This is a genomic window from Mesorhizobium sp. M7A.F.Ca.MR.176.00.0.0 (genome assembly GCF_004023165.1).
In the GTDB taxonomy this organism is placed as follows: domain Bacteria; phylum Pseudomonadota; class Alphaproteobacteria; order Rhizobiales; family Rhizobiaceae; genus Mesorhizobium.
This window is the reverse complement of sequence record NZ_RZTC01000002.1, coordinates 49867-76648: the sequence shown is the minus strand read 5'-3', so window position 1 is coordinate 76648 and position 26782 is coordinate 49867. Positions and strand designations below refer to the sequence as shown.

The 26782-nt window shown below is 62.2% G+C and carries 18 protein-coding genes; 15 read left to right on the top strand and 3 right to left on the bottom strand.

The window, feature by feature from the left end; all coding sequences use genetic code 11:
• The 7 genes from tssM (EOB59_RS01270) to EOB59_RS01240 are packed head-to-tail and all read left to right on the top strand — an operon-like array spanning window position 1 to window position 8039.
• Complete coding sequence (gene tssM / locus EOB59_RS01270; RefSeq protein WP_128287446.1) at window positions 1-3537, top strand: type VI secretion system membrane subunit TssM; 3537 nt, start codon at window positions 1-3, stop codon at window positions 3535-3537.
• Window positions 3519-4058, top strand: a complete 540-nt coding sequence (tagF, locus tag EOB59_RS01265; RefSeq protein ID WP_128287445.1) for a type VI secretion system-associated protein TagF — start codon at window positions 3519-3521, stop codon at window positions 4056-4058. Before tssM (EOB59_RS01270) ends, tagF begins: the two co-directional genes overlap by 19 nt.
• 3 nt (window positions 4059-4061) lie before the next feature.
• A complete protein-coding gene (locus tag EOB59_RS01260) occupies window positions 4062-4961 on the top strand; it encodes a DUF4150 domain-containing protein (protein ID WP_128287444.1) in 900 nt (299 codons plus the stop codon).
• Window positions 4962-4986: 25 nt separating this feature from the next.
• Entirely contained in the window at window positions 4987-5415 is a 429-nt protein-coding gene (locus tag EOB59_RS01255) for a hypothetical protein (protein WP_128287443.1), read from the top strand.
• A complete protein-coding gene (locus EOB59_RS01250) occupies window positions 5416-5907 on the top strand; it encodes a hypothetical protein (protein WP_128287442.1) in 492 nt (163 codons plus the stop codon). It abuts the gene before it with no gap.
• Between the two features lie 3 nt (window positions 5908-5910).
• Complete coding sequence (locus tag EOB59_RS01245; protein WP_128287441.1) at window positions 5911-6999, top strand: DUF2169 domain-containing protein; 1089 nt, start codon at window positions 5911-5913, stop codon at window positions 6997-6999.
• Window positions 6987-8039: a hypothetical protein gene (locus EOB59_RS01240; protein WP_128287440.1), complete on the top strand. Its 1053-nt coding sequence runs from the start codon at window positions 6987-6989 to the stop codon at window positions 8037-8039. Before EOB59_RS01245 ends, EOB59_RS01240 begins: the two co-directional genes overlap by 13 nt.
• A gap of 56 nt (window positions 8040-8095) precedes the next feature.
• Here the strand turns inward: EOB59_RS01240 and EOB59_RS01235 are convergent, their stop codons facing one another.
• Genes EOB59_RS01235 through tssI form a run of 3 tightly spaced genes read right to left on the bottom strand, consistent with a single transcriptional unit; the run spans window position 8096 to window position 12030 of the window.
• Window positions 8096-9259 (bottom strand): hypothetical protein, encoded by a 1164-nt coding sequence (locus tag EOB59_RS01235; protein ID WP_128287439.1) that lies wholly within the window; start codon window positions 9257-9259, stop codon window positions 8096-8098.
• A gap of 10 nt (window positions 9260-9269) precedes the next feature.
• Window positions 9270-9695 (bottom strand): DUF6484 domain-containing protein, encoded by a 426-nt coding sequence (locus EOB59_RS01230; protein WP_127383510.1) that lies wholly within the window; start codon window positions 9693-9695, stop codon window positions 9270-9272.
• A 7-nt stretch (window positions 9696-9702) separates the two neighbouring features.
• On the bottom strand, window positions 9703-12030 hold the full coding sequence (gene tssI / locus EOB59_RS01225) for a type VI secretion system tip protein TssI/VgrG (RefSeq protein ID WP_128287438.1): 2328 nt from the start codon (window positions 12028-12030) through the stop codon (window positions 9703-9705).
• A gap of 247 nt (window positions 12031-12277) precedes the next feature.
• Between tssI and tagH the strand changes: the two genes are divergently transcribed.
• The 8 genes from tagH (at window position 12278) to EOB59_RS01185 (ending at window position 26772) form a co-directional block, all read left to right on the top strand.
• A complete protein-coding gene (gene tagH, locus EOB59_RS01220; RefSeq protein WP_128287437.1) occupies window positions 12278-13324 on the top strand; it encodes a type VI secretion system-associated FHA domain protein TagH in 1047 nt (348 codons plus the stop codon).
• Window positions 13325-13627: 303 nt separating this feature from the next.
• Window positions 13628-15121 carry a type VI secretion system protein TssL, long form gene (gene tssL, locus EOB59_RS01215; RefSeq protein WP_128287436.1) on the top strand — a complete coding sequence of 498 codons (1494 nt, stop codon included), beginning with the start codon at window positions 13628-13630 and terminating at the stop codon, window positions 15119-15121.
• A gap of 22 nt (window positions 15122-15143) precedes the next feature.
• A complete protein-coding gene (gene tssM / locus EOB59_RS01210) occupies window positions 15144-18659 on the top strand; it encodes a type VI secretion system membrane subunit TssM (protein ID WP_128287435.1) in 3516 nt (1171 codons plus the stop codon).
• 159 nt (window positions 18660-18818) lie between these two features.
• The gene (locus EOB59_RS01205) at window positions 18819-19601 is read left to right on the top strand and encodes a protein phosphatase 2C domain-containing protein (protein WP_128287434.1); all 783 of its coding nucleotides are present in this window, start codon (window positions 18819-18821) and stop codon (window positions 19599-19601) included.
• A complete protein-coding gene (locus EOB59_RS01200) occupies window positions 19598-22075 on the top strand; it encodes a serine/threonine-protein kinase (RefSeq protein WP_128287433.1) in 2478 nt (825 codons plus the stop codon). The genes EOB59_RS01205 and EOB59_RS01200 overlap by 4 nt, the downstream gene beginning before the upstream one ends.
• Window positions 22076-22180: 105 nt before the next feature.
• Complete coding sequence (locus EOB59_RS01195; RefSeq protein ID WP_164895545.1) at window positions 22181-22591, top strand: DUF1036 domain-containing protein; 411 nt, start codon at window positions 22181-22183, stop codon at window positions 22589-22591.
• On the top strand, window positions 22588-24945 hold the full coding sequence (locus EOB59_RS01190; RefSeq protein WP_128287432.1) for a M23 family metallopeptidase: 2358 nt from the start codon (window positions 22588-22590) through the stop codon (window positions 24943-24945). The genes EOB59_RS01195 and EOB59_RS01190 overlap by 4 nt, the downstream gene beginning before the upstream one ends.
• A gap of 213 nt (window positions 24946-25158) precedes the next feature.
• A complete protein-coding gene (locus EOB59_RS01185) occupies window positions 25159-26772 on the top strand; it encodes a caspase family protein (protein WP_127321071.1) in 1614 nt (537 codons plus the stop codon).
• The last annotated feature ends 10 nt before the right edge of the window (window positions 26773-26782 follow it).

Sequence of the window (26782 nt, the reverse complement as noted above, 5' to 3'; positions counted from 1 at the left end):
ATGTTCATCCTGCGCTTCCTCTGGGCGGTTCTGACATCGCGCTGGCTGTGGACGCTGATCGGCATCACGCTGCTTTCCCTGGTCATCTGGGTGTTCGGTCCGATCGTCAGGGTCGGTGCCTACGAACCGTTTGTCTCTGAAAATGTGCGCATCGTCATCATCGCGCTGCTGGTCATCTTCTGGCTGATCTGGCTGATCGTCGCCCAGCGCCGGGCGATCCGCGCCAACCGCCTGTTCGTCGCTGAGATTGCCGCCCCTGCGGTGGAAAAGCCGCTGAGCCCCGGCGAAGAGAACGTCGCCGCCGTGGGTGCCAAGTTCACCGAGGTGATGGCCGAACTGAAGCGCCGCAAGCTGGGCGGCCGCAAGTTTCTGCGCGACATGCCGTGGTATGTGATCGTCGGGCCGCCGGCCACCGGCAAGACCACGGCTCTGCGGCAGTCCGGACTGAATTTTCCGATCGACCTCACCGACGACCTGCAAGGGGTCGGCGGCACCCGCAACTGCGACTGGTTCTTTTCCGAAAACGCGGTTCTGATCGATACCGCCGGCCGCTATGTGCAGCAGGAGAGCCAGCCCGATGTGGACGCGGCGGAATGGCTGGGCTTCCTCGACCTTTTGAAGAAGCATCGCGGCCGCCGCGCGCTCAACGGCGTCATCGTGGCGCTTTCGATCGACGTGCTTTCGGAGGGCGACGAAGCCATCAAGGCGCACGGCCGCAAGATCCGCCGCCGGTTGGCCGAGCTCAACGACCGGCTCGAAATCCGCCTTCCGGTCTATCTGATGCTGACAAAGGCCGATCTGATCAAGGGTTTCGAAGCCTTCTTCGGCGGTCTGTCCACCGCCTCGCGCGAGCAGGTGTGGGGAACGACCTTCGCGCTGGATGCGCGCGTGGATGCCAAGACCATCGAACGCGAAATTTCGACGCTGGCGACGGAACTCGAGCGGCGGCTGGTGCCGCGCCTGGAGGATGAGGAAAAACTCGCCGCCCGTGCAGAGATCTTCCGGTTTCCTGCCCAACTCGCAAGCCTGTCCGAACCGATCCAGGTGCTGGTCGAGGCGATGTTCGGCGAAAGCCGGTATGAAGAGGCTGCATGGCTGCGCGGCCTCTACCTGACATCGGCGACTCAGGAAGGGGCGCCTATCGACCGACTGACCGCGGCGCTGTCGTCGTCTTTCGGTCTTCCGCCACGGCGGGTCCTGCCCGCACCAAGGGTCGAGAAACGCAGCTTCTTCCTGAAGAACCTGCTCACCGAAGTCATCTTCAAGGAAGCAGGCCTGGGTACGTTCGACCCGCTGGCGCAACGCCGCCGCGCCTGGATCTGGCGGGGCGCGGCGGCTGCCTGTGCCACAGCGGGCTTGCTGGCCAGTGCGGTGTTTGCCTGGTCCTACTACGACAACCGCAATGCGATCTCGGCCCAGGCAAGCCAGTTCGAAGCGCTGCAGACGCCGTTGACCTCGGCTGCCGCAAACCCGGCATCGGTGCAGCAGCCTGCCATCGACGGCGCGCTCGAGGCAATGGACGCGGTCTCAAATGCCCGGACAGCACCGCCGGCCGCTGTCCAGGATCTGCTGGGGCCATCGGCCTCGGCGGAACTGGTGCGGGCTCAGGCCGACACCTACGATCACGCCTTGCGCAACGTGCTTGAGCCGCACATGGTGGCCCTTCTCGAGGCCACCATGTGGCGGCAGATCCGCGATCCGGATTTCATGCTCGGCGCTCTCAAGACCTATCGTATGATGACGGGTCTGTCGCAGATGGATCCCGACTACACCCAGGACTGGTGGGTCAACAGCCTTCCCGAATTCGCGGCCGCAGCACCATTTCCAACCGCCGATGCCGAAGAGCATCAGCTTGCGGCCATCCGCCGGATGACGGTCGACGAAAGCTATATCGAGCCCGACCAGGCGCTGGTTGCCGAAGCGCTGAAAACGGTATGCACGATTTCATTGCCGGCGCGTGCCTACAAGCAATTGCTGGCCGATCCGGTAGTAGCCGGGCTCAAAGAATGGATTCCGGCGAATTTCGCCGGTCCCAACGGCGCCAAAGTTTTTGCGCGTCGCTCCGGCAAGACGCTTCGCGTCGGCATTTCGGGAGCATTCACCTATGCAGGCTTCCATGACGCCGTTCTCGACCGGATCGAGGATGTGGCAGCACAAGCGGCGCTGGATCGGGCGGTCTTCGCCGGGGGCTGCTCCGAGAACTCCGAAACGTCCGTGTCGGCGCTGTCCGAGGACATCCTGAAGCTCTACTACGACGACTATATCGCACAGTGGGACAGCTTCCTGCGCGATATGAGGCTGGCGCCGTTGAGCGACCTCAATATCGCCAGTGAGAATCTGAAGGATCTTTCCAGCGCCGATTCAGCGCTGAAACGCCTGCTCACGGCGGTCGTTCAGGAGACCGAGCTTACCCGGTCCGATGAAGCGCCGGCCGACGACAAGGCGGCGGCCAAGGGCGGCTCGAAACTGCTCGGCAAACTCGGCAAGCTCGGCAAGATCGTCAAAACGGGGGCAAAGCTGCTTCCACGCGCGGGCTCAGCTGACGAGGTGGATCTTACCGGCAACCTGGTGGCCGAACACTTCAAGCCGCTCAAAGGTGCTATTGCCGAGGTCGACGGCCAGCCGCCAGCACTCGACGCCGCGGTGGTGGCTCTGACGGCGCTGTCCAACGTTTTGCAGACGGTCACGGCCAATCCCGATCCCCAGGATGCCATCAAGAAGCAAGGCGGCCTCGCCGAACTGACGGGGGCGGTCGCCAGGCAAGCGCAAATCCTGCCCGACCCGGTCGACGACTGGCTCGGCGGTGTCGCCGGCGACACCAGCGGGTTGACGCAAAAGGCGGTCACCTCGGAGCTCAACGCCATCTGGCGCGCCGACATCCTGCCCTTCTGCCAGGCGGCGCTCAACGACCGCTATCCGTTCAGTCCCGAAAGCGCGGTGGACGTCAATGTCCGCGACTTCGCCCGCCTGTTCGGACCGGCGGGCCTGATCGACGCGTTCACCAACGACCATTTGATCAGCTATGTCGACACCGCCAGCCAGCCGTGGAAATGGCGTGCCGATTTCGGCCTCTACCCTTCGGCGCTGGCGGCTTTCGAGCAGGCCAGGCGGATACGCGACGATCTCTTTCCCGGCGGTACAGGACCGGTGATGAGCTTCACGCTGGAACCCAAGGACCTGTCTCCGAACGTCACGCGCGTAACGCTCAATCTCGATGGCCAGACCCTCGTCTACTTCAACAACGCGACGCGGCCGCAACCGATGACCTGGCCCGGCAAGGACGGCACCGGGGTCATCTCGCTCGCCTTCCAGCCCATCGATGGTTCGCCCGAAATCATGCTCAACGAGACCGGCAGCTGGGCGTGGCTGAGGATGCTGCGCAGCGGCCGATTCACCGGCACTTCGCTGTCGGATGTCTACAGCCTGCGCCTGGGGACGAAAGGCATGTACGCCGATTTCGAGCTCAAGGCCGCCAGCGTCGAAAATCCCTACAACCTGCAAATGTTCAAGAAATTCTCATGTCCGCCGCAGATATGAGCACCGGCTTCTTCGGCAAGATTCCGGCGACCGGAGATTTTGTCGCCGCGAACTTGCCGCGAGCGTTCATCGACCGCTGGGACCGGTGGATGTCGATGGAACTGCGCGAGAGGCCAGACGAGGGGGAATTGGATTCGCGTGTCTGGCGCTTCATCGTCAAGGGCGGCATTTTCGGCGACCAGCCCTGTGCCGGCGTCTGGCGCATGAGCGAGGATCGCGTCGGCCGCCGTTATCCGTTCGCCATTGTGCGGCTGGGCCCGCCGCCAGATCTCAGCGATCCGTGGTTCGATGCGGTGGTCAATCTCATCGACGGTTGCGTGGAAAAGCACTGGCTTCAAGCGCGGCTGCTTGAGCGTCTTGCCGAAGTGCCGCAGCCGGGCACCGGGTCCGCTCCGTGCGAAACCGTCTTCTGGTGCGAGGATTGGGAAGTCAACGAATTCAGGTTCACCGATATTCACGATCTGGCGGCGAGCGGGTTGCTCGCGATGCGCGCCCCAAGACGCGAGACAGAGGCGCGCTAGGCCATGGGCAACAGCGTCTACGCGGAAGGCATGGGATTTTTCCACAAGGGAAGCGGCGGTCAAGGCGTCGCGCCCGGCGACGTTTGTCTCAGTCCGCCACCGCCGCCAACCGGTCCAGTGCCTGTGCCTTATGTCAACATGCTTTCCGCCAGCGACCTGACCAAAGGCAGCAAGAGCGTCAAGATACAAGGCAATCCGACAGCGCTCGAGAATGCGTCCGAAGTCGCTACCAGCACCGGCGACGAAGCCGGCACTCAAGGTGGTGGCGTTATCACCCACAAGACCAAAGGAAAGGGTACGTTCAAGCTTTGGTCGTTTGTCGTAAAGGTCGAAGGCAAGGGTGTCGCGCGCCATGGCGATACCATGGGTCAGAACGAGATGAGCGACCCGCCCAACTGCGTCGATGCGCAGGCAATCGTGGATTTCAACAAGGTTCTGGGAGACAAGGCCGGAGTACCTTGTACGGTACCCTACGATCAAGAAAAACACCGGGCGCCGCTGAACAAACCGCACTATGATAAGACGATGGGCGGGCCTTGCTGGGAGTGCGCGAAGCTTCCGACCAATCCCGGTGTCTGGGACACGTTGATCTCAAAGGTGAATGGCGCGAACCAGTACTCCAATGGCACTTTGATTGTCGTCGACCGCAAACGCGGCAGGGTGCACCAGGAATCGAAATTCGCCGAAGATGGCAGCGTGGAGCAAGAAGCCTTCACACCTGATCACCAGCCTCCATTGTCCGTCGCCTGGGCAATGGGCGGATGCCATATGGAAAAGTCGCCGGATGCGTTTCTCAAACACATGGGCGAGACGGATCGCGTTAAACCGCATTGTCGCAAGCATGCGCAAAGCCAGGGCAGCCAAGCCGACGCATATGCCCGGTCAAAATATCCTGGAGCATAGCCAAGCCTGTTGAGAGGGAGATGTGATGCGTTCGTTTGAGGAGATCCAGCAGGCTTACATCGATGAGCTCAGGCTTCTGCAACCGGAACTGATGGAATGGTGGAAGAAGCTGGCAGGCATCAAGAAATTGGGCGATCCGGTTCCGGCCGAGATCTCCAACCGGTGGCCAACCGGCTATTCGGGCCATCCGCGCGTCCTGGCCGTCTTTCGAAACTACTATCTGGAAATCGACGATCTTAACCACGACGCTCTTCAAGTCGCCGGAGAGCCGCCGCCCGAAAAGCATCCGGAAGAGCTTTGGGGAACCAATGACAATGGCGAGCCGGTCGACTATCGCCGCCCGGTCGATCTGCTGATCCTGGACATTAAGACGAAGGCCCCCGACCTGCATAAATTGGTCTCCGGCATCGTCTATATCCCTGTTGGCCTCAATCAGTTCGAGGAGGCGGTGTAGATGGCTCTCCTCACGCTTCATGATACCCAGGCCGGCATCAAGCGCCTGCTCACCGCGATGTTCGATGTGGACGGTCATTCTGGCTGGCACACAACGGACAAGTCGCATGACGAAGCCGCAGCAGACTATCAGCAGTTGTTCGACGCTTATCGCCAGCTCATTCAGCAGGCATACAACGAAGCCGCCCCGTGGTGGGAGGGGACAGTCGAGGCCGAGCGCAACAAGGGTCTCTCGGAGGAGGATGCGCTGGAAGCGGCCTTCAACAATCGGATGGCCGGCCCCGCATCCGACCCGCGCGTTGTGTGGATCGTTCGCGTCATCTGGCTGGAATGTGCCAACCGCAATGCGATGATGCCCGACACGGAGAAAATTCGGCCAGAATATCTCCTGCTTCAATGGCTGATCGATGCCGGCGAGACCGAACTTGTCCGTTTGATCGCGTGCATGCCTTATTGGCCTGTCGGGCTCGACGAGAACGGCAATTGGTGCTGAGCGATGGCATTCAACGTCTGGGTCGAAAACCGTACTCCTTTCGCTGCTGCCACGCATGTGCAGCCGGACGCGGAGGGGCAGGAGGTGCTCGTCGCAATGTTTTCGGCGAGCTTCGAGGCGCCGAAACAGAGCGCCGAGTTGTGTCCTGCCGATGAACAGCTGCCGGTAACCTTTGGCGACGTGCCTTTCGGCGATCCGGCTTTGTCGTCGAACCGCTACGAAGCCGACATCGTTGCTGAGAAACCAGTCGCCGAAGTGATCGTCAACGGCACCGCCTATGCGCCAAACGGCAAGCCGGTCCGCGAAATGCAGGTGGGGCTGAGCATCGGCGGCATTCGCAAAGTGCTCAACGTCGCCGGCGACCGTATCTATGACGCCGGCAGCTACAGCGCGCCGCATCCTTTCAGGACCATGCCGATCGTCTACGAGCGCGCCTATGGCGGAACTGCAGCGGACGGCAAGATGGATCAGCGAAACCCGGTCGGCGTCGGGTTCCACCATGCCCGTTCGGCCGATCCGACTGTCAAGACGCAGGCACCCAACATCACCTATCCGGGAGAACCTTTCCTGAGTCCCTCCGACCGACCGAAGCCTGCCGGGTTTGGCGTGCTCGGTCGCGGCTGGCAGCCGCGCATCGGCTTTGCCGGCACCTACGATCAAGCGTGGATTGACACGCAGTGGCCGTTGCCACCAAAGGATTTCGATCCGCGATATCGTCTTTGTACCCCGGCAGACCAACAATTGGCACAGTTCAGCGGTCGTGAAGACGTATCCCTGGTCGGCCTCACTCCGACCGGACGTTGGGATTTTCGGCTGCCACATGTCGTTGCGCCGTTGCGGCTGATCTACGAGGATCGCATTGAGGATCGCGCGTTTCGGGCAGATACCGTGATCATCGAGCCCGATATCTGGCGCATCACGCTCAAGGCGCGCCTTTCCTTCGTGACCAGGCGCAATGCGCCGGCTCTGCGCGAGATCGTTTTCGGCCATGTTTCGCCGGCCCTTCTGGTCGCAAGGCGCAAACGCAAGGACTATTTCAGTCAAAGAGGCGGCGACGGCACCTTGCAGGACCTGCCCGTGTGGCAGCCGTGAGGCGGCCGCTCTATGTCGCCGGCGCCGGCGCGGTGACACCTGCCGGGCTCAACGCGCCGCAAACCATCGCGGCGATCAGGGCGGGTCTTTCGGCTTTCGAGGAGAAGATCCTGACCGAGCCCTTTGGTGCCGTTCAGATTGTCGCGCGCATTCCTACGCACTACCAGTTGCGCCGCAACGACGGCGAATGGCTGATCAACATGGCGGCGCGTGCCATCGGCGAGGCGCTCCGGACAGGAACGGTCTCTGCCGAGGCCAGCGCGATACTGCTCACCCCGCCCGAAAGCTTTCGCAATCACCCGGCCTATCGCGACATCGCGCCACCGGACTTCCTCGCCGCGGTGATCAAGGCGACCGGCCAGAAATTCCATGCCACATCGCGAGCGATCGACGGCGGCGCGGCTGCAAGTATTTCCATGCTGGAGCGCGCGCTGGAGCTGATGGAACAGGAGGGCGTCGAACAGGTTCTGCTCGGAGGGGTCGACAGTCTCGTCAATGACACGGACTTCGCTCGACTGGGGCAGGCGGGGCGCCTCAAGGGAGCAGACAACGCGCAAGGACTTGTTCCGGGCGAGGCGGCAGCCTTTGTCCGGCTGACCCGCGGCCCGGAAGGGAAAGCACATGTCCATGCGGCCATCCATGGTGTGGGATTGGCCCAGGAAAAGGACAGCGTGCTGTCGGACCGCTACAGCCAAGGCCGCGCCCTGCTCGGCGCCCTGCGCGATGCAGTGAACGGATCGGGTCCGTCCGAACCCGATATCGATTTCGTCGTCAGCAACGGCAATGGCGAACGCTACAGCGGCTGGGAGCAGCTGATCGCACGGCCGCGCTTCTATCGCACGCGCCGGGAAATCCTGCCCACCGCCTATCCCGCCATGACGATCGGCGATGTCGGAGCGGCCGGTGGGGCACTTGCGCTGATGCTGGCAACCGACAGTTTTCTCAAGGGCTATGCACCTGGCCCGACCGCCATATGTGAACTCGCCTCCGAAAACGGCCTACGCGCGGCTGCCGTGATGGCCCGCATGACCCGGCGATAGAGTGTCAAGCCCTCCAGTTGAACCGGTCGCCGCTTTTGGATCCGATGCTTCCGAATTTAAATCCAAGCCGGAAAGCGGCGCGTGACACGCCAGTCGGCGAGTGGCGCGTCGGTCGTCGTGAATGCCGCGCGCACTGCGTCGAGCCGCAATCGGCGCATCGACCGGAAAGGACGGTGACTGCGCCCGCCCCGCCCCGCGTCCCACCATGCCTCGACGCGTTCGGCCACTGGCAGCGAACTGTCGTCCAGATGCGCGAAGTCCTTGCCGATAACAGCCGGGTCGACGACAAAAAGGTCGGTGTCACCGAAATCGACCTCGAACAGATCGCGAAGTGCCGCACCGGCAGCGCCGGCAAGTTCCGGTTCACGCATTTTCTCGATCAGCCAGGGCATCACCGCGCGGTCGCTGAACAGACCGACCGAAGCTGTTGCCAGACCGCGAAGCGCCGGCTGTTCCAAATGCTTCTGCAGCCAGCCCTTGCCGGCCTTCGTCGCAGTCGTCAGCAAGCGTATCTCGATCGCTGCCTCGGCAAGCCCCGGTTCCGTCAGTACGATCTTGTCGACCACGGGGTGGGCGGACCGCGTCTCGCCAAGCAGGCAACATGCCAGGGCCGCCGTCAAACGCTCCTTGGGCGTCTCGCCATCCAGGCCGGCCAGCACCGCGGGAAGAAGGTCGCGTCGCTTGAGCGCGCCGGCGAGCCTGACGGCTCGACTGCGCACTCTTGCATCGGAATGGTTCGCTAAATCATGAAGACGCGGCCCCGGATCGACGCGATGGTGCCAGAGCGCAGAGAGCCCAAGGCAACGCCGTGGCGCATCGTGGGTGTCCAGCCATTTCGCCACAAACGGCCGCAGTTTTTCACGCGGTGTGCGCGCGACTGCGGCGGACAGGCTCGACAGGCCGGCCTCACCGAGGCTCGCCGCGGCGTCGATCGCGATCGCTACCAGATCAGCATCGCCCCAATGCAATGCCAGCGTGCCAAGCGCGAAAAGCTCCCCCGGCTCGGCATAGTCTGTGAAACGGGCCTGGGCCGCATCCCAGCCGGCCTTGCCGGCAGCCATGAGCCCTTCGATGTTCGCGTCGAGACGCTGGTCAATGCGGCCGATGTCCGTCTCATCGAGAATTGAACCATCGATTTCCCGGCGGCGGCGAAGCCAGAGGAAAGCGGCATCTTCGGCATGCTGATCCACGATCGCCGCAATGGTCGCGATGCTGTGCATCGGCAATGCCTCAATTGAGATGCACGGCCCCGCCGCGAATACGGTTGGTCCCGCTGGCCTGGCTCGTCAACTGGCTGCCGCGAATGGTCACGCGGCCATTCTTTTCCAGAATGATCGACGCAAGGCCGCAGCGCAGTTCTATGCGCTCGTCTCCGGTGATGACGACACGGTCGCCTTCGCGAGCGACTTTCAGCTCCTTGTTCTTGTGCGCCGGATCGACGATGCGTCCAACGACCAACGGTCGCGTGGGATCACCCTCCTCGAACAGAAGGGCCAGTTCTGACCCGATCGCCGAAATGTCCAGTTCGGTCAGGCTGCGCGCCGCAATCGCCGTCTCGTGCGGATTGCCTACGAAGACAACAAGCGGCGCCCCGCCCTCGAAACCGATCAGCAGGCCGATCACGACGCCGTCGATACGATCCAGCACTTCCATGATGACGCCCTCAGTTGTTGTTGATGGTGCTTCCCTTGACGATCACGTCGCCGTCGGCCTTGACGGTAATCTTGCCGCTGCCCTTGAGCGTTATGTCCTTGCCGTCGGCAACAATGGTGCCGTCCTTTTTCATCGTGATCGACGCCGAGCCGCATTTGAGTGTGATCGAGTCACCCGCCTCGATCACCAGGTTCTTGCCGACCTTGATCGAGCTGTCGTCCGCAATCTGGATTCCGCTGCCCTTGCCGACCTTGAGCGCGTGCCCGCCTCCGACATCGGTTGCGTCGTCAGCGCCGATTTTTGCCGACCTGCCTTTGCCGATTTGCGACGACTGCGCGCCGCCGATGGCGAAACTCTGGTCCGCCCCGACTTTCACGCTCTGCGCGGCGGCGATTGTCCAATTGTCCGCCGCTCCGATGGTGTGAGTCTGTCCGGCCCCCACTGTCACCGAGCGCGATGCGCCGATCTGATTCGTCTGAACGGCGCCAACGCTTCGGGTTTCCGCCGCGCCCACTGAATCCACTCGCGCCGCGCCCACGGTGATCGTCTGGATCAACCCGACGGTCTGCGTGTGATTGGACCCGATCGTCTCCGTCGAGTTCGCCCCGATGCCGATCGTTTCGTTCGAGCCGACCGTCAGCGAGCGGTTGACGCCCACCGTCTCGGTATCGTTCTTGCCGATGTCGGTGGTCTGGTCGACGCCGACCTTGACCGTCTTGTTGTTGCCGACGTCCTCGTCGAGGTTGTGGCCGACGGAATGCTTGGCGTCGTGGTCGATGCGGTCCGACTGATCGTGCTGCACCAGCTTGGTGCGGTCATGCTTGATCAGAAGGTTGTGATCCTTCTGCGCCTGGAAATTGACCAGTTCGGAGCCGGCCTTGTCCTCGAACATCAGCTCGTTGTAGCCACCGCCGCCGAGCGAGGAGTTCGACTTCCAGCCGGATTGCGTGGCATTCGCCGGCAACCCGTATGGCGGCATCTGCGAGGCATTGTAGACCCGGCCGGTGATGATCGGCAGGTCAGGGTCGCCTTCGATGAAGTCGACGATCACCTCCTGGCCAATGCGCGGTATCTGGATGAAGCCCCAGCCGCTGCCGGCCCAGGTCTGTGAGACCCGCACGAAACAGGAGCTGTTCTCGTCCTTCTTGCCCAGGCGATCCCAGTGGAATTGCACCTTCACCCGGGCGTATTTGTCGGTGAATATTTCCTGGCCTGACGGACCGACCACCGTTGCCGTCTGCGGCCCACGCATGATCGGCCGTGGCGTGATCCGCGGCGGACGATAGGGCAAGGCGGTCGGGGCCACGCCGAGAATCACCTTGAAGTTCTCGCTGTCGACGTCGGCATGGCTTCTGTATCCCGGATCGAACAGCCTGTATTCGGCACTGACCACCAGATACTCCTGGTTCTGGTCCTCGCGCGGAAAGCCATCCAGCTTGAACGTACAGCCCGAAAACAGGCCGCGCACGGTGCCGACCGCGGCGATGCGCTGGTGGACGGCCTGGATTTCCTCGCGCCGGATCGCGGCCAGGTTGTCGCCCCGGCCGACTTCGAGATGCGCGCCGGGCTGGCGATAGTTTTCGCCGGCGGCCAGTTTGTGGCTGAACGGCTGGGCCGATTTGGCCATAAGGTCGGCGCCCGGCTTCTTGAAGTCATAGTCGGTGTGGGCATAGGCGCCCGGGCGCACCGAACTGCCCGGGATCCATTCGGTGATGTATTCGACATCGCGCCGGGAGCCCTGCCCTTCAAAATGATAGGGTACTTTCTCGTAGCCCGGCGCGGGCTTCAGCTTGCTTATCGCATCGGTCAGCACAAGCGTGTGTTTGCCCTCGTCATGCTCGAAAAAATACAGGATGCCTTCATGCTCAAGCAGCCGTTGGACGAAATCCAGATCGGTCTCGTCATATTGCACACAGTATTCGCGCGGAGGGTAGGATCCCTGCAGACGCAGATCGAATTCCGCCGTGCTGTATTTCTTGAAAACGTCCTTGACGATGTCGACGACGCTCTTATTCTGGAAAATACGGCAATCGGTGGTGTTGCCGAGAAACCAGAGCCATGGCCTGACGACCGCTTCGTAGTAGGCCAGCCGATCCTCGATGCGGGTCAGGCGAAACTCGGACACGAGGCCGCTGAACCAACGTTTCGGATCGGATTCACCTTCGACCGAAACGACGCCCCCCAGCATCTTCAACGGATCGACATCGGGGCTGGGGCTGACGAACCCGACCGTATAAGCCAAACAACGGCTGATCTCATCGCGACCGACAAGATGCGTGAAGGTCAACAGATCGGCGCCAACCGGTGTCTGCACAAGCGTGGCACGTTCGTTCGGCATGGGTCGTGCCCCTCCTGGACGCGGCCGCCGGCGCGGTGGATTTGAAGTTCCCACATCCGTCCAGGAACTTTCTAGGCCCGCCGCACCAGACTATGTTGAGCCTACCACATGTTGTCCGGCCGACCAAAGAGGATGCACAGCGGAAAACCTTGCCCTATCGATGCATCGGCTCGAAACGCCGCTGTCCTGTGGGATGTGCAAACTGCTAGAATGTGGAGTATCGATCAGCGTTCGACGGCGATCCTCGATGTATATCAGTCTGCAAATCAACAATGTCGACGCCCTGCCTGCGGGCATCTCGACCGGTTACGCGGCGCGCGATCGCAGCTTCGAAATCGGTCGTGAGGCTTGTGATTGGACCTTGCCGGACCCCGACAAGTTCATCTCCGGCCGGCATTGCGAGGTTCGCTACGAGGCAGGCGCTTTCTGGCTGCACGATGTCTCGCGCAACGGAACCTACATCAACGGATCGAGCCAGCGCATGACCGGCCCGCATCGGCTGAGCCATGGCGACCGGGTGCTGATCGGCCGCTATGTCATCTTTGTATCGATCGACGATGAGCGCGCCACGACAGGCCATATCAGTTCGACACAACGAGAAATGCCGGCCGCGACAGGCCGGCCGCTCGAATTCGCCGCCGAGCCGTTCTTCACTCCTTCGGAGCAACAGTCCGGGCAGCGGGTTCCGGCTCCGGCGTTCTCGTCGCAACCGCCTCTCCCCTCGACCAGAGACGAAGTGCTGCGGGAAATCGCGATCGCGGCCGGCATCTCGCCGGAATTGCTTCAATCGCGCGATCCGCATGAAGTTGCCGCCGAAATCGGCACGGTCCTGCGGACTGTGGTCGAGGAACTGACCATGCTTTTGAAAGCGCGCGCGGCCGCGAAAATACTGGCCAAGAGCACACAACGGACGATGATCAGCGCCGCCGACAACAACCCCCTGAAGTTCGTCCCGGGAACCGACGACATCCTCGAAATCATGTTCGCCCGCCGCAGGGCCGGCTATCTGGATGCCAGGCGCAGCATCGAAGATGCATTCCGCGATCTCAAAACGCACGAATTCGCCACCTATGCCGCCATGCAAGCTGCGCTGTCGCGGCTGCTCGACGATCTGTCGCCCGCGGCGATCGGAAAGAAACTCCCCCCCACATCGTTCTCGTCGAAGAAAAGCCAGGCCTGGGACGCTTTTGTCGCGACCTGGCGAACCATGGAGGAAGCCCACGAGAACGGCATGCTGGACATATTCCTGGCCTATTTCAGCGAGGCCTATGCCAAGGCCGACAAGCAGAAATAGACAGGCCCAAAGGGGGATGCGAGGCTGAAGTCGACGAAGAAAACCTCTTTGGTGCGCGGCATCCGGTTCCAATCGCGAGTTTGTGAGATTACGATCGCATACGACAATTCGCTAAGCGGCTAAGGCTGATCGACCTGGGGGTCTGCGGCAAATGTCATCTTTCGGCGGGATAGTAAGATATGGCCTACCTTCCTCCGGACACGGTCAGGGTCGGCAGGGGTTGCGTTTCCTTCACCTGACGAGAAACCGTTTTGCGCCTGTCTCACCCAGTCGCGGGCACACCGCCTGCACGGACGATCGTCCATGAGTTCGAAGGACGATCCTTTCGGCCCGGCGGGCAAGACCGTCATTCGCGCCCCTCCACGGCGTGAGCGAAAACCGGCGCCGGTCCCTCAAGTGCCCGTCGCGGATGACGGGCAAACCTCGCTGATTAAGAATTCGACCGTATTCGATCCCGGCGTCGGCCGGCACACACCGCCGGGCTGGACATCCGGGACCGTGATCTATCCGGGAGTTCCTTCCGCACCCGCGGCGGCACCGGCGTCAGCTCTGCGGCAGGAGACCCTGCTCAATGTCATGGACCGTGTCAGATATTCCACGACAAACCCGATCCTTGCCGCGGCCGCACCGTTGCTGATGCTGTTCGGCCAGTTCAGGCTTATTGCCATCGAGAGACAAGCCGAGCCGTTGGCCGAACATGTCACCGAGGCGATTGATAGATGCGACAGGGCACTGGAGAAATCAGGCGTTGCCGAAGAGGATGCGCGGATTGCGAAATTCGTCCTCTGCGAAGCCACCGACGATCTCATCGGCAACCTGCCTTGGCCACAGAAAGACGCTTGGGCGCAGCACAGCATGCTGTCGCAGTTCTTTCACGTCGAGCCCCGCGGCACGGGCTTTTTCGAAGCGCTGAACAAGATCCTGGCCAGTCCCGAGGCACACTACGATCTGCTCGAACTGATGCATGCCTGCCTGTCGCTGGGCTTCGAGGGCCAGTACCGGGGCCTGACACGCGAAGACAGCAATCTCGAACGCGTCCGGCGCGACGTCTACGAAACGCTTCGCTACTTCAAGGCACGTGCGGACGCGGACATCTCGCCCCGCTGGCAGGGCCTGGCGTCGACCATGACGCAATCGTCGACACGCGTGCCGCTCTGGGTCGTCGCGGCAGCTGCGTCGGCGCTGGTGACTGCTGCATTCTTCGCACTGCGGGTCTTCATTACCAACGAAGGCGACGCCACCGCTGGTGAATTGCTGGCGCTCACCCCATCGACGCCGATCGCCATCGAACGGGCCAGCGTGGCGCCGTTGGCGGAGCCGGCGAAAGTCGTCCCACCCGTCGCCACAACCACGCAGATCGATCGCATCCGTTCGGCACTGGCCAAGGAAGTCGAAGGCGGCGGGCTGACAATCGGCACGAAGGGCGAATTCATTGTTGTGGAAATCAACAATCTCCTGCTGTTCCAGTCCGGCAGGGCCGAGGCGAAGCCAGAGTTCCAGCCCATTGCCGCCGATATCGCCGCGGCCCTGGAGCCCGAGCGCGGACCAATCAGGATCGTCGGCCATACGGACAATGTGAAGCCGCGAAAATCGAGCCCGTTCAAGTCCAACTTCGATCTTTCCGTCGCCAGGGCGAAGGCCGTCGAAACATTGATGGCACCGAAGTTCAGCGATGCTTCGCGACTAACGGTGGACGGCAAGGGCGAGGACGAGCCAATCGCCGACAATGCGACGCCGGAAGGCCGCACCAAAAACCGCCGTGTCGATGTGATGATCGCCAAGGAGGAAACATTGTGAGCACGGCCAGTCGGGAGCGGCCATGACGCGTTGGCTGCTGCGGATATTCAGCATGATCGCGCTGGCCGGCTTTGCGGCGGCAGTGTGGTTTGCCGGACCCTTGATCCGCTTCGCCGATACCCGTCCTCTCGGGCCAGCCTGGCTGCGCGCGACTATCATCGGGGTGATCGTGGCAGCGCTCGCGCTTTTCTACGGCCTGCGTTTCTGGCAAGCGAGAAAAGCGCAAAAAGAGCTGGAAACCGTGGTCGCGCGCAATGACGACCGCGATGACGACTCGCGTGTGCTCGAAGCCCGCATGAATGAGGCCGTGGCGGCGCTCAAGCGGTCGAGCGGCAAACGCAATTTCCTTTATGAGATCCCCTGGTACATCGTCATCGGCCCGCCCGGCGCCGGCAAGACAACGGCGCTGGTCAATTCGGGTCTGAATTTTCCGCTGGCCGGTTCGGGTGATGCCCAGCCAGTTGCGGGCGTTGGCGGAACACGCTCCTGCGACTGGTGGTTTACCGACCAGGCCGTCCTGATCGACACAGCAGGACGCTACACGACGCAGGATTCCAATGCCGAGACCGACAAAAAGAGCTGGCTTGCCTTCTTGTCACTGCTCAAGAGAGCCCGCACGCGGCAACCGATAAACGGCGTCATCCTGGCCATCAGCCTCGCCGACCTCGTCAGCCTCGACGATCAGCAGCTTGACGCTCACGTCGTCGAGATACGCAGTCGTCTGCGGGAAATCCACGAGACGCTGAAAATCCAGTTTCCGGTGTACCTGCTGTTCACCAAGGCCGACCTGGTTTCAGGGTTCATGGATTACTTCGGCGGCTTCGACGAGCCCCGCCGACGCAAGGTCTGGGGTGCGACATTCCAGACCACGGATCGCAACAAGAATATGGCCGCCGAGGCTCCGGCCGAATTCGATACACTGGCAAGACGCCTGGCAGAGGAGATACCTGACCGCCTTCAGGAAGAGGCTGATCCGGTCGCGCGCATATCCGTCTTTGGCTTTCCGGCGCAGTTTGGCGCACTGAAGGAGCGAATTACGAATTTCAATTCCAGCCTGTTCGATCCGACCCGCAGCCAGGTGAATGTCAGCCTGCGTGGACTCTATTTTTCTTCAGGCACGCAAGAGGGAACGCCAATCGATCAGGTGTTGGGCGCGATCGGCCGCAATTTTGGCAGCAATCCCCGCGCCCATCTTTCCGGAACCGGCAAGAGCTTCTTTTTGCACGATCTGCTGACGGACGTCATTTTTGCCGAATCCGGATGGGTTTCGTATGACAAATCAGCCGTAAGACGTGCAACGATCGCCAGGTTCGCTGGCCTTGGCGCCATCGCGTTGATCGCTGCGGCGGCCCTCGGTACCCTGGCCCTGAGCTTCACAGCCAACAGGTCGCTGATCGCCTCCACCACGCAGGCCGTGAGCCAGTATCGCCAGACGGCGGACGCGCTGCTCAAAAGCACCGAGGTCACCGATGTCGACCTCGAAAACGTTATTGGCCCGCTCGACCAGTTGCGCAATCTGCCGGCTGGGTTCGAAACCGGCGACGCGCCGACACCGATCGAGGAGACGTTCGGCCTCAGCCAGCGGGAGAGACTTCTTTCGGCATCCAAGACGGCTTACCGGGAAGCGCTGGAACGAATGTTCCGATCGCGCCTGCTGATCCAGGCCGAGCGGACGATCCAGGCCAGGATGGCTGATCCCGCCGCGCTCTACGAACCGTTGAAAATCTATCTGATGCTTGGCGGCAAGGCGCCGAAGGTCGACGACGCGTTGATCATCTCCTGGATGAAGCAGGATTGGGAGCAGAACCGGTATCCAGGTGAAAACAACCGCGAAGGACGCGAGCAGCTCGAAAAGCACCTGCGCGCCATGCTTGCCTTGGACGATGCCTACGATCCGGTTTTCGAACTCAACCAGCCGCTCGTCGAAGCCGCCCAACGGTCGCTCGGGCGCATGAGCCTTGCCGACCGTGCCTCCGCTTTGGTCAAGTCCGCAGTATACGCGGCAGCGCTGGATGATTTTTCTGTTTCCCTGAAAAGCGGCCCGGAAGCGCAGCTGCTGTTCGAGCGTGTCGATGGCGGCGATCTGTCGAGCCTTCGTGTTCCCGGCCTCTATACCTATGCCGGCTTCAATACCTTCTATCTCGGGCAACTCTCCCGCATTGCCCAGACGCTCGTCGACGACCAGTGGGTCCTCAGTGGCGGCGGCGAGCAAGGCGGCATCGATCAGGAGTTGCCCAAGCTCGGTCCCGAACTTCTCGATCGCTATGGCAAGGAGTTCGCAACGGCGTGGAACAGCGTTCTCGACGGGTTGAAATTCAAGGCGATGCTGAAGGACAAGCCGCACTATATCGCGCTTTCCGCCGTCGCCTCGCCAACCTCGCCGATCGAACAGCTGTTTACGGCGATCGCCGACGAAACAGCTCTGACGCGGGACGCTGTTCAAGGCCAGTCACAAGACGCCGCAAACATGGCCAAGGGTCTGGCTCGCATCGGCATTCAAATCGCCACCGGAAAATCGCAAAGCCGTGCCGGCGCAGGATCCGCAAACGCGGAAAACCAGAATCCCGGGGCCAACATCGAAGCACAATTCAGGTCATTCCAGGCCTTGGTGAGCGGTCCTGCCGGACACCGCCCGATCGATGCCTTGACCCAGAATTTCCGCGATATCTACCAGAGCCTGCAACTGGCGACCGACGTTCCCTCCCAGACGGAACGCGTCAACGCAAACCTGCAGCTCCAGATAGCCACCCTTCGCGCCAATGTCTCGCGACTACCCAAGCAGCTCGGTCGGATGGTCAATGCGACGGCGGACGAGTTTGAAGGCAACGTCACCGAGACCTCGGTGGCAAATTTGAACCAGATGCTCGACCAGACGGTCACACAGCCCTGCGAGGCGGCGGTCAACGGCCGTTATCCTTTCGCCGGCAATGGCACCGAGGACATCGCGATGGCGGATTTTGCCAAACTGTTCGCTCCGGGCGGGCTGATGGACCGGTTCTTCGCACAGAACCTCGCATCGTTGATCGATATGACCGGTCAGGACTGGAGCTGGAAACAGGATGCGCGCTTCGGCCGCGACCTGTCGAAGTCGACGCTGAAAAACTTCCAGCTGGCGGCCGAAATCCGCAGCGCCTTTTTTCCCAAGGGCGGTTCGGTGCCCTCGGTCAGCGTGACCTTCACGCCGTTCTCGCTGCATGGCGATGCCGATGCGGCGGTGCTCGATGTCGACGGTCAGACCGTCCAGAGCAACCAGGCGGGCAACGCGCCAAGCACCGTGACCTGGCCGAGCGGCTCGGCCTCCGGCTCCGCCAGCCTGAGCCTGACGCCGGAAATGCCAGGCCGCGAATCCACCATCAAGTTCGAAGGGCCATGGGCGCTGAAGCGGCTCATGGACAAGGCGACCATCACCGGCACCGACACCAATGTCGAAGCGCGCTTCGTGATCGGCGGGCGCGACGTCACCTATACGATCCAGAGTGGCTCAGGCCCCTTCTTCCTTTCCGCACTTTCCGGATTCAGCTGTCCGAAGGCATTTTGAGATGGGCTTCGAGTTTTTCAATGCGGTGACACCCTGCATGAGCCACAGGCGCCCGGACCTTAATTTCGATACTCTAATGTTCGTGCCTGTGGCAAAGTGGCTCGAGCGGGCACCCGGCGGTGCGCCGTGGAGGGCGCTTGAGAAGCGCTTGGTGGCAAATTGAACGATGTCGCCCTTCTCTTCGAGAGCTTCGGCGTGAGCCACAAAGGCTGTGTCCGCGAGCTCAATGAGGACAGCTATCTGCTCGAGCCACGAACCGGCCTTTGGGCGGTGGCCGACGGAATGGGCGGGCATGAGGCCGGAGAGGTCGCCTCAGCCAGCATTGTCGACCATCTGGCCACGATCGGCATCGCAAGCTCCGCTCCGGATCTGAGGGCGCGCTTCGAGGACCGGCTGAGCCGCGCCAATGCAGAGATCCGCGGCATATCGGAATCTCGCGGCATAACCATCGGTTCCACGGTCGCCGCCCTGTTGGCGATGGACGGACGGTTTGCCTGCCTGTGGGCGGGCGACAGCCGGATCTATCTGATCCGCAACGCCTCGATCTCGCAGATTTCGAAAGACCACACCGAAGTGCAGGAACTCCTCGATCGAGGCATGATCAGTGCAGCCGAGGCGCTCACCTGGCCACGCCGCAATGTCATCACGCATGCTGTCGGCGTCAGCGAGGAATTCGTCATCGATTTCCAACAAGGCGAACTGATGCCAGGGGACATTTTTGTGTTGAGCACCGATGGGCTGACGGCGCATGTCACCGACGCTGAAATCGAGGCCGCGGTCGTATCGGCGCCCCCTCAGGCGGCGTGCGAAAATCTGCTCGAAACGGTGCTGACGCGGGGCGGAACAGACAATGTCACCATCGTGCTGGTGAAGATCAAAAAAGGGCGCAACGGACAATCGCTCCACCCTGATTTGTCCGGAGCGGAGGGCCGAGGCCGATGAGCGCCGACGACAAGACGCGAATATCGCCGCAGGTGGCCAATACCGCCGTAGGCACGCAGCTCAGCGGCATCTATGAACTTGACGAGCGGATCGCATTCGGCGGCATGGGCGAGGTCTACCGTGGCCACAACATCCAGACCGGAGACCACGTCGCGATCAAGATCGTCCTGCCCGAGTTTGCCCGTGACCAGACGATCTTGTCCTTGTTCCGCAAGGAGGCCTCGATCCTCAACCACCTGTCGCATGACGCAGTCGTGCGATACCACGTCTTCACCATCGATCCCGGGATCGGCCGTCCCTACCTTGCCATGGAATTCGTCGACGGCGCGTCGCTGTACGACATCATGCGACGTGGCCCGATGCCGACGGAAGAGGTGCGCAAGCTCTGCCATCGCCTCGCATCCGGCCTGAGCGCCGTGCATCAAGCGGGAGCAATCCATCGCGACCTCTCGCCGGACAATATCATCCTGCCAGGGGGCCGGGTCGACCGCGCAAAGATCATCGATTTTGGCATAGCGCGATCAGCGACCGTAGGCGGGGAGACGCTGATCGGCGGGAAGTTCGCGGGAAAGTACAACTACGTTTCACCCGAACAGCTCGGGCTGTACAGCGGCGACGTCAGTGAACAGTCCGACATCTACAGCCTTGGACTGGTGCTGGCTGCCGCTCTGCGCGGGAAGCCGATCGACATGAGCGGATCGCAGCTCGAGATCATCGAAAAGCGCCGGGCCGTGCCTGACCTCTCCGACATCGACGACGATTTTCGTGACATTGTCGAAGCCATGCTGCAACCGGATCCGCGAGACCGGCCGGTCAGCATGGCTGATATCGCCAGGATGACGCGTGGCGAAGACGAAGAAACAAAGCCGCCGACGTCCATCACACCCCGCAACCGGCCGGCTTTGCCGCCAGCCGGGCAAACCCTTGCTACTGATCCCAAGGGCCAGCCCCAGCCATCCAATGTCGCGGGACATAACGCGCCGACGGCAACGAGCCCGGGCGAGCAGCGCTTCGTCCCGCATGTCCGGCCCGCGCATTTGTCCGAACCGCAGCCTTCGCCGGTCGCCGGCCCGCCACGCGCGGTCACGGCGGATATGCCCAAGAAATCCACAAAGACCCGAACCATCGCGATCGCTGCCTTGGCGACGCTGGCTGTCGCCTCAGGCGCGGGCCTGTATCTGAGCGGGTTCATGACGCCGGCGACGCCGACTGCCGGCGAGACATCGCTTTCCGCGCCCGAACCATCAAAGCCTGCACCGGAAACGTCAAAGCCGACCTCCGCCGACAAAGTCGCGAACGCCCCTGAGCCGGCAAAGCCAGTTCCGCCCGTGCAGCCGGAGGTCGGCGTACCGCCGGCTGAAAACCAGCCAGATGCCGCGGCGGCTCAAAAGCCGCAACCGGCCAAGCCGGCCGAACTCCCTTCGCAGACCGAGGAACCCGCGAAGCCACCGGCAATGGAAGCGCAACCGCAAACAGAGGCGAGCCTGCCGCCGGCTGGAAGCCAGGCTGATGCCAGGGCAGTGCAAACGCCGGAGCCGGCGAAGCCCACTGTCCCCTCGCAGGTCGAGGCCCCCCCGAAGTCATCGGCAACGGACGCGCAGCAGCCGTCCGAAAAGGCGCCGCCGGCCCAGCCGGAGGTTGTGGAGAGCCAAAAGCCCGAGCCAAAGATCAGCCAGCCGGCAGCGCCCCAGGTGGCCGCGCCGGCCCCCAAACCCACTGCAAGCCAGACGGATATCGCGGACGCCGAGAGCCAAAAGACCGTGCCACCGGCGGCCAAACAGCCGGACCAACCTGTCGTCGTGTTGAACGTGCCCAAACCGACGGTTCCCCCGGCCGTCGACGACATCGCGCAACGAATCTCCTGGGTTCGCGACTTCGGCGGCGGCGACTGTTTCTATGCGAGCATGAATTCGGCAACCGACACGGCCGCCGCGATCGAAGGCTTTGGAACGGCGGTCCAGCCATTCGAACGCATGCTGGGCGATTTCCAGGCAAAATTCCATGTCGAGCCGGACATCAGCGTCCGCCTCATTGAGCCGAGCCAATGCGAAGTCACCAATTTTCTGCGCTTTCTGGGGCAGACCGCGGCCGACAAGCCGCAGCTTGTTCTCGACCGGACATCGGTGCCGAACGGTACGCCGATCAGCGGCACGCTGGTGACGCGTGGCGGGCTCATTTCCAGCGTGTTGCTGATCGATCACAAAGGCATGGTGTTCAATCTCGACGACCGCATCGTCGCACAATCGGACAAGGCTACCTTCAGCATCCCGATCGGCCTCGGCGCCGCCGACAAGGCCGCCGGAAAGGCTGTGCCGCAGATCATAATGGTGATCACGGGGCCCCAGGATATTCAGGCGGCTGCGTTCTCCACGCCGACGTCGGCCTCAGTGCTGCTGCCCAAGATTCTCGAGGAAATCGAGACCGACGGATCTCAGTTCTCAGCCACTGCCAAGTATTTCCGGCTCGGCGGATAGCATGGGCGCCCGATGGAACGCTGCTCGTGTTTGCCCCACTCGTCCGCCGACCTGCCCATAAAGCAGTGTGATCCGGTTCGAGCCCTGCTTGCGCTCACGGGCCGCATGAAGCTTGCGGTCATCGCGGGCGCCGCGCTGCTGGCCGTGCTGTCATCGGGCGAAGCGCGAGCCGAATTCACGGTCTGCAATCAGACACTCGACGTCGTCAATCTCGCAGTCGGCCAGAAGATCGACAATGCGGACCAGACCGACGGCTGGTGGACCATCGGCGCAAATCAATGCGTGAACGTCATCCGCGAGGAACTGACGAACCGCTACATCTACATCTATGCCACGGACGTGTTTGGCCATGCGATCCTCACCGGATCGACCGAAATGTGCATCGAGCGGCGGCGTTTCTCGGTCCGCGGCATCGACGAATGCTGGCAGCGCGGCCATATCGCGGCGCAATTTCTCGAAGTCGATACGCTCGAACAGGTGCGGTGGACGTTCTTCCTGACCGGAAGCAGCCCGTGACGCACAGTATCGACATGAGCTTCAGACAGAAGAAGCAGGAGCGCCTTGCGCTTCGCAGACGCAAGCTCTGGCGCCGGCTGCTTGCCGGTCTTGCCGCGATCATCATGCTGTCGATCGCCGTGGGCTTCTACCTCACCGCCGATTATTGGTCGTTCGGCGACGAAGACGAAGAGCTTCACGCGGTCGAAGGGGTGGACGACGTGCCGGCCGATGCATCGGTCTATGTGCCTGCCATTATCGACCTTGCCGGGGACCCGATGTGGATCACCCCTGCCCCCGACGCCGACGCCACGTCGAGGGGCCGTTCGATCGCGAAGCCGGCGGATCTCGATCAGGCCGGGATTTCTCCGCAGATCGAAATCCTGTCGGATGTGATGCTCAGCGCCAGCGAAAAATTCATGACGACGATACCGTCGACGCAGGAAGACTTCGCATTCTTCCAGGCGCAACGGCAGACCGCCCCGCCGCCGTCCAACGATCTGCAGGACGATCTTCAGCCGCCGGCGGGGGATCTGCAGAACGATCTTCAGCCCTCGCCTGCCCCCAACGAGGCTCCGGCTGCTTCGGGGCAGCAGATGGGCACCGACGATCCCGAAGCCGGCTGGGGTGAAACAATCGATGCAGGCGAAGCAGCCCTGCCCGCATTCCAGAAGACACAGATCGAAAACAACACGAGTGTCGCAACCGTCACGAATGAGTATCAGCGGTTCGAGGCGACCGAAGACACGTTCGTGAAAATCCTCAACGACCGCAGCCTGGACAGCGTTGCGCTCGATGCGCATTTCTCCGTCGAGGACGCCAGGCGGGCGGGCGAAGCGCTGAAGGCGCTTTTCAACCGCGAAGGCCTGGAACCGGGTTATGTCGTCGCCATGCGTGGTTTCAGGCCGACGCGCGAGACGACAACAATGTCGCTCATGCAGGTGTCGATCTACGCCAAGAACGTCTTTGTCGGCACGCTGACGCGCAACGCCGCGGGTGCATTCGTATCGGGTGTCGATCCCTGGGTCCGCGAAGATCTGTTCAACTATTCGGGTGCACCGGAAGAAGGCACGCACAAGCGGCAATATCGCCTGCTCGACGCAATCTATTCGACGGCTGCGCGCAACAAAGTTCCGACCGGCGTGATCGGCGAAGCGATCATGTACCTGTCGAGAGGACAGGATCTGGACGCCTTCGCCAGCGAGGACCAGCGCCTTGTCCTGCTCTATTCGCAAACGCCCCGCGGCAAGGGCGAGACCGACGGACGCGTGCTGTATGTCGGTGTGCAGGGTACTGAAAAGAGCCTCGAATGCTTCGTCTTCCAGCAGAGCGACGGTCAGTTTGCGTGCGTTACCGGCGACGATCAGGTTCGCTCGCTGACGGTCACCAACGGCATGGTCACGCCGGTCAACGGGGTCATGACGTCCACCTTCGGTCCGCGCAAGCACCCAATTCTGGGCGTGGTTCGCATCCACAAGGGCGTCGATTGGGCAGCCCCCTCGGGTACGCCGATCGCAGCCGCCTTCGACGGCGAGATCGCCTTCCAGGGCGACGGCGGTGGTTACGGCAACCTGGTGAAGATTGCGCATGCCACCGGACGCGAGACGCGCTACGCGCATATGCAGAAATTCGCAATCGCAAGCGGTGTCGGCACAAAGGTGAAGGCCGGCGACATCATTGGCTATATCGGCACCACCGGCCTGTCGACCGGGCCGCATCTGCATTTCGAGCTCTATCAGAATGGCGGGGCGATCGACCCGCTGGGCACGGTGACCGCCGCGGTCGCAACGAGCGATCCTGCTGTCGAAACACTGACCGACCGTATCGTTCATGTCGAAAGTGGTGGCAGCGCCCGCGCCAAGAACCCGCTTTCTTCAGCAACCGGTGCCGGCCAATTCATATCGAAGACCTGGATCAGGATGATGAACACCTACCGTCCCGAACTGGCGCGCACACTTTCAAATGCGGATCTCCTTGCTCTGCGCTACGACTACACGATCTCGCGCGAGATGGTGCGCAATCTTGCGCGCGAGGGTGAGGCCTATCTTCGGGCGCGAGGCCACCAGATCACAGCCGGCCGGCTCTATCTCTGCCATTTCCTGGGCATGGAAGGCGCGCATCAGGTGCTGTCGGCGTCGGGTTCGGCGCAATTGAGCGCCGTGCTCGGGTCGGCCGTCATTCAGGCCAACCCGTTCCTCACCGGCAAGACCGCCGGCTATGTCGTGGACTGGGCCGAAAGGAAAATGGGCCGAAAGCTCAGCCCCGCGGGGACCGGCGCAGGCCAACCGGTATCGACCACGACGGAAGTCCGCCAGACATCGCCGGAGTTCGAAAAATACAAGCAGGCGATTACGACTCTAATAGGCTCGATTTGACCCGCCCCGCGCGGCGCGCGTTTCGCTCCAGACCATTGGTGTTCCTGCTGCCAAGTGTTACAATAGCAAACTTTTTCGGGTCCTTTGTGAACCAAGACTGTGGTCAGGATCACAAAAGCCCAAGAGCCATTTTGGCATAAGCGACCTTGTCGCTGACGAAATTTAGCATGCGCAGACATCAACAGTGCGCCCTGGTGGGCGGAGGGCTGGTCCATGAAAGCGTTGACCGTATTTCTGAGGGGATTTTTCCTTTTTGTCCTTGCCGCGTTCAGCGCCGAGGCAGCCACGCCCGACGCCAAGCGCGTTGCGCTGGTCATCGGCAACAGCAAATACATTCATGCTGTCGCTTTGCCCAACCCCGCCAACGACGCGCACCTCATCGCCTCCACGCTGCGCAATGCCGGCTTCGAGGTGATCGAGGGGATGGATCAGGACAATGCCGGCATGCACAGCCTCATCAGCCGGTTCACAGAGCAGTCTTACGATGCCGACCTCGCCGTCATCTTTTATGCCGGGCACGGCATGCAGGTCGACGGCAAGAATTTCGTGATACCGGTCGACGCCGAGTTGACGTCGCCGGCCTATCTCAAGACCCGCACCATTCAGGTCGACGACTTCTTGGCGGCGCTGCCGCCCGATCCGGCGGTCGGCGTGATCATACTCGATGCCTGCCGCGACAATCCGCTCGCCAGGACGCTGGCCGCCTCGCTGCCGAAGTCGCGTTCGTTGGGGTCCGGTCTGGCACCGATCGAAGCAAGATCGGACGGCGTAGGCACGGGCGGCATCCTGATCGCCTATGCAACCGATCCGGGCGCCATCGCTTTCGACGGCAACGGCGTCAACAGCCCTTACTCCACGGCGCTCGCCAGGCACCTGACCGAACCCGGCATTGAGATCCAGAGCGCGCTGACGCGCGTGCGCGGCGAAGTGACCGAGACGACGCAAGGTCGCCAGAGGCCTTGGCACAACGCGTCGCTGGGGCGCGAGGTCTTCATTGGAAAACCCGTTGTCGTGGCGGCGCCTGAAGCACAGCCTGCCAATGCCGGGGCGGCAACCGCCCCCACGCTGGTGGTTGGTGACCCGCCTTCCTGGGAAGTCGAGCAGCGGCTCTGGGATGAAGCCTCCAAGCGCAACTCGGTGCCGTTCTACGAGGCCTATCTCGAGCAGTTCCCAAACGGCCGCTTCGCCACGGTGGCGCGGCTGAACATCGACGAATTGAACGACCCGGAAGCCCAGAACCGGCAGGTCGCGGCACTCGATACGGACCAGGCGAACGCCAGTTCCGGCTCCGCAGTGCGCACCTCGGTCGGCGTCCCCGACGAGGTGAAGCAAACACCGGGCACCGAGTTGACGGAAAATGCCATTGGCCTCGACCGCCAGGGTCGCATCGACTTGCAATTGCGCATCGAAGCGTTGGGCAACGAGCTTGGCCGCGTCGACGGAAACATAGGCCCACAGACCCGCCAGGCGATCGGTATTTGGCAGGTGGAGAACGGCCTGCCGCAGACCAGCTATCTGACACGCGAGCAACTTGCATTCCTGGTGATCCAGACTGATCCGATGATGGAAACCGTGCGCGCCAGATATGCTGCCGATCAGGCCCGTGCGACGCAGCCGAAAAAACAGGTGGTAAAGAAGGTCCGCACGCAGAGACCGGTGGCACAGAAACCCCGCAAACAACAGCAGGTCGTTCAGAAGCGGCGCAACCGGGACACAGTGGTGCGGCAGGATGATGATCTTCCGCCGCCCCGGGATAACAACGACTTCCTCACCAAGGCGCTGATCTTCGGCACCGGTGTGGCTGTGGGCGGCGTGCTCAAGAACTGACCGCCGGCGT

Coding starts and splice junctions, on each gene's coding strand:
- EOB59_RS01250 (WP_128287442.1), top strand. CDS start 5,416: ATGGCTCTCCTCACGCTTCATGATACCCAGGCCGGCATCAAGCGCCTG.
- EOB59_RS01185 (WP_127321071.1), top strand. CDS start 25,159: ATGAAAGCGTTGACCGTATTTCTGAGGGGATTTTTCCTTTTTGTCCTT.
- EOB59_RS01245 (WP_128287441.1), top strand. CDS start 5,911: ATGGCATTCAACGTCTGGGTCGAAAACCGTACTCCTTTCGCTGCTGCC.
- EOB59_RS01195 (WP_164895545.1), top strand. CDS start 22,181: ATGAAGCTTGCGGTCATCGCGGGCGCCGCGCTGCTGGCCGTGCTGTCA.
- tagH (WP_128287437.1), top strand. CDS start 12,278: ATGTATATCAGTCTGCAAATCAACAATGTCGACGCCCTGCCTGCGGGC.
- tagF (WP_128287445.1), top strand. CDS start 3,519: ATGTCCGCCGCAGATATGAGCACCGGCTTCTTCGGCAAGATTCCGGCG.
- EOB59_RS01260 (WP_128287444.1), top strand. CDS start 4,062: ATGGGCAACAGCGTCTACGCGGAAGGCATGGGATTTTTCCACAAGGGA.
- tssM (WP_128287446.1), top strand. CDS start 1: ATGTTCATCCTGCGCTTCCTCTGGGCGGTTCTGACATCGCGCTGGCTG.
- EOB59_RS01235 (WP_128287439.1), bottom strand. CDS start 9,259: ATGCACAGCATCGCGACCATTGCGGCGATCGTGGATCAGCATGCCGAA.
- tssI (WP_128287438.1), bottom strand. CDS start 12,030: ATGCCGAACGAACGTGCCACGCTTGTGCAGACACCGGTTGGCGCCGAT.
- tssM (WP_128287435.1), top strand. CDS start 15,144: ATGACGCGTTGGCTGCTGCGGATATTCAGCATGATCGCGCTGGCCGGC.
- tssL (WP_128287436.1), top strand. CDS start 13,628: ATGAGTTCGAAGGACGATCCTTTCGGCCCGGCGGGCAAGACCGTCATT.
- EOB59_RS01200 (WP_128287433.1), top strand. CDS start 19,598: ATGAGCGCCGACGACAAGACGCGAATATCGCCGCAGGTGGCCAATACC.
- EOB59_RS01255 (WP_128287443.1), top strand. CDS start 4,987: ATGCGTTCGTTTGAGGAGATCCAGCAGGCTTACATCGATGAGCTCAGG.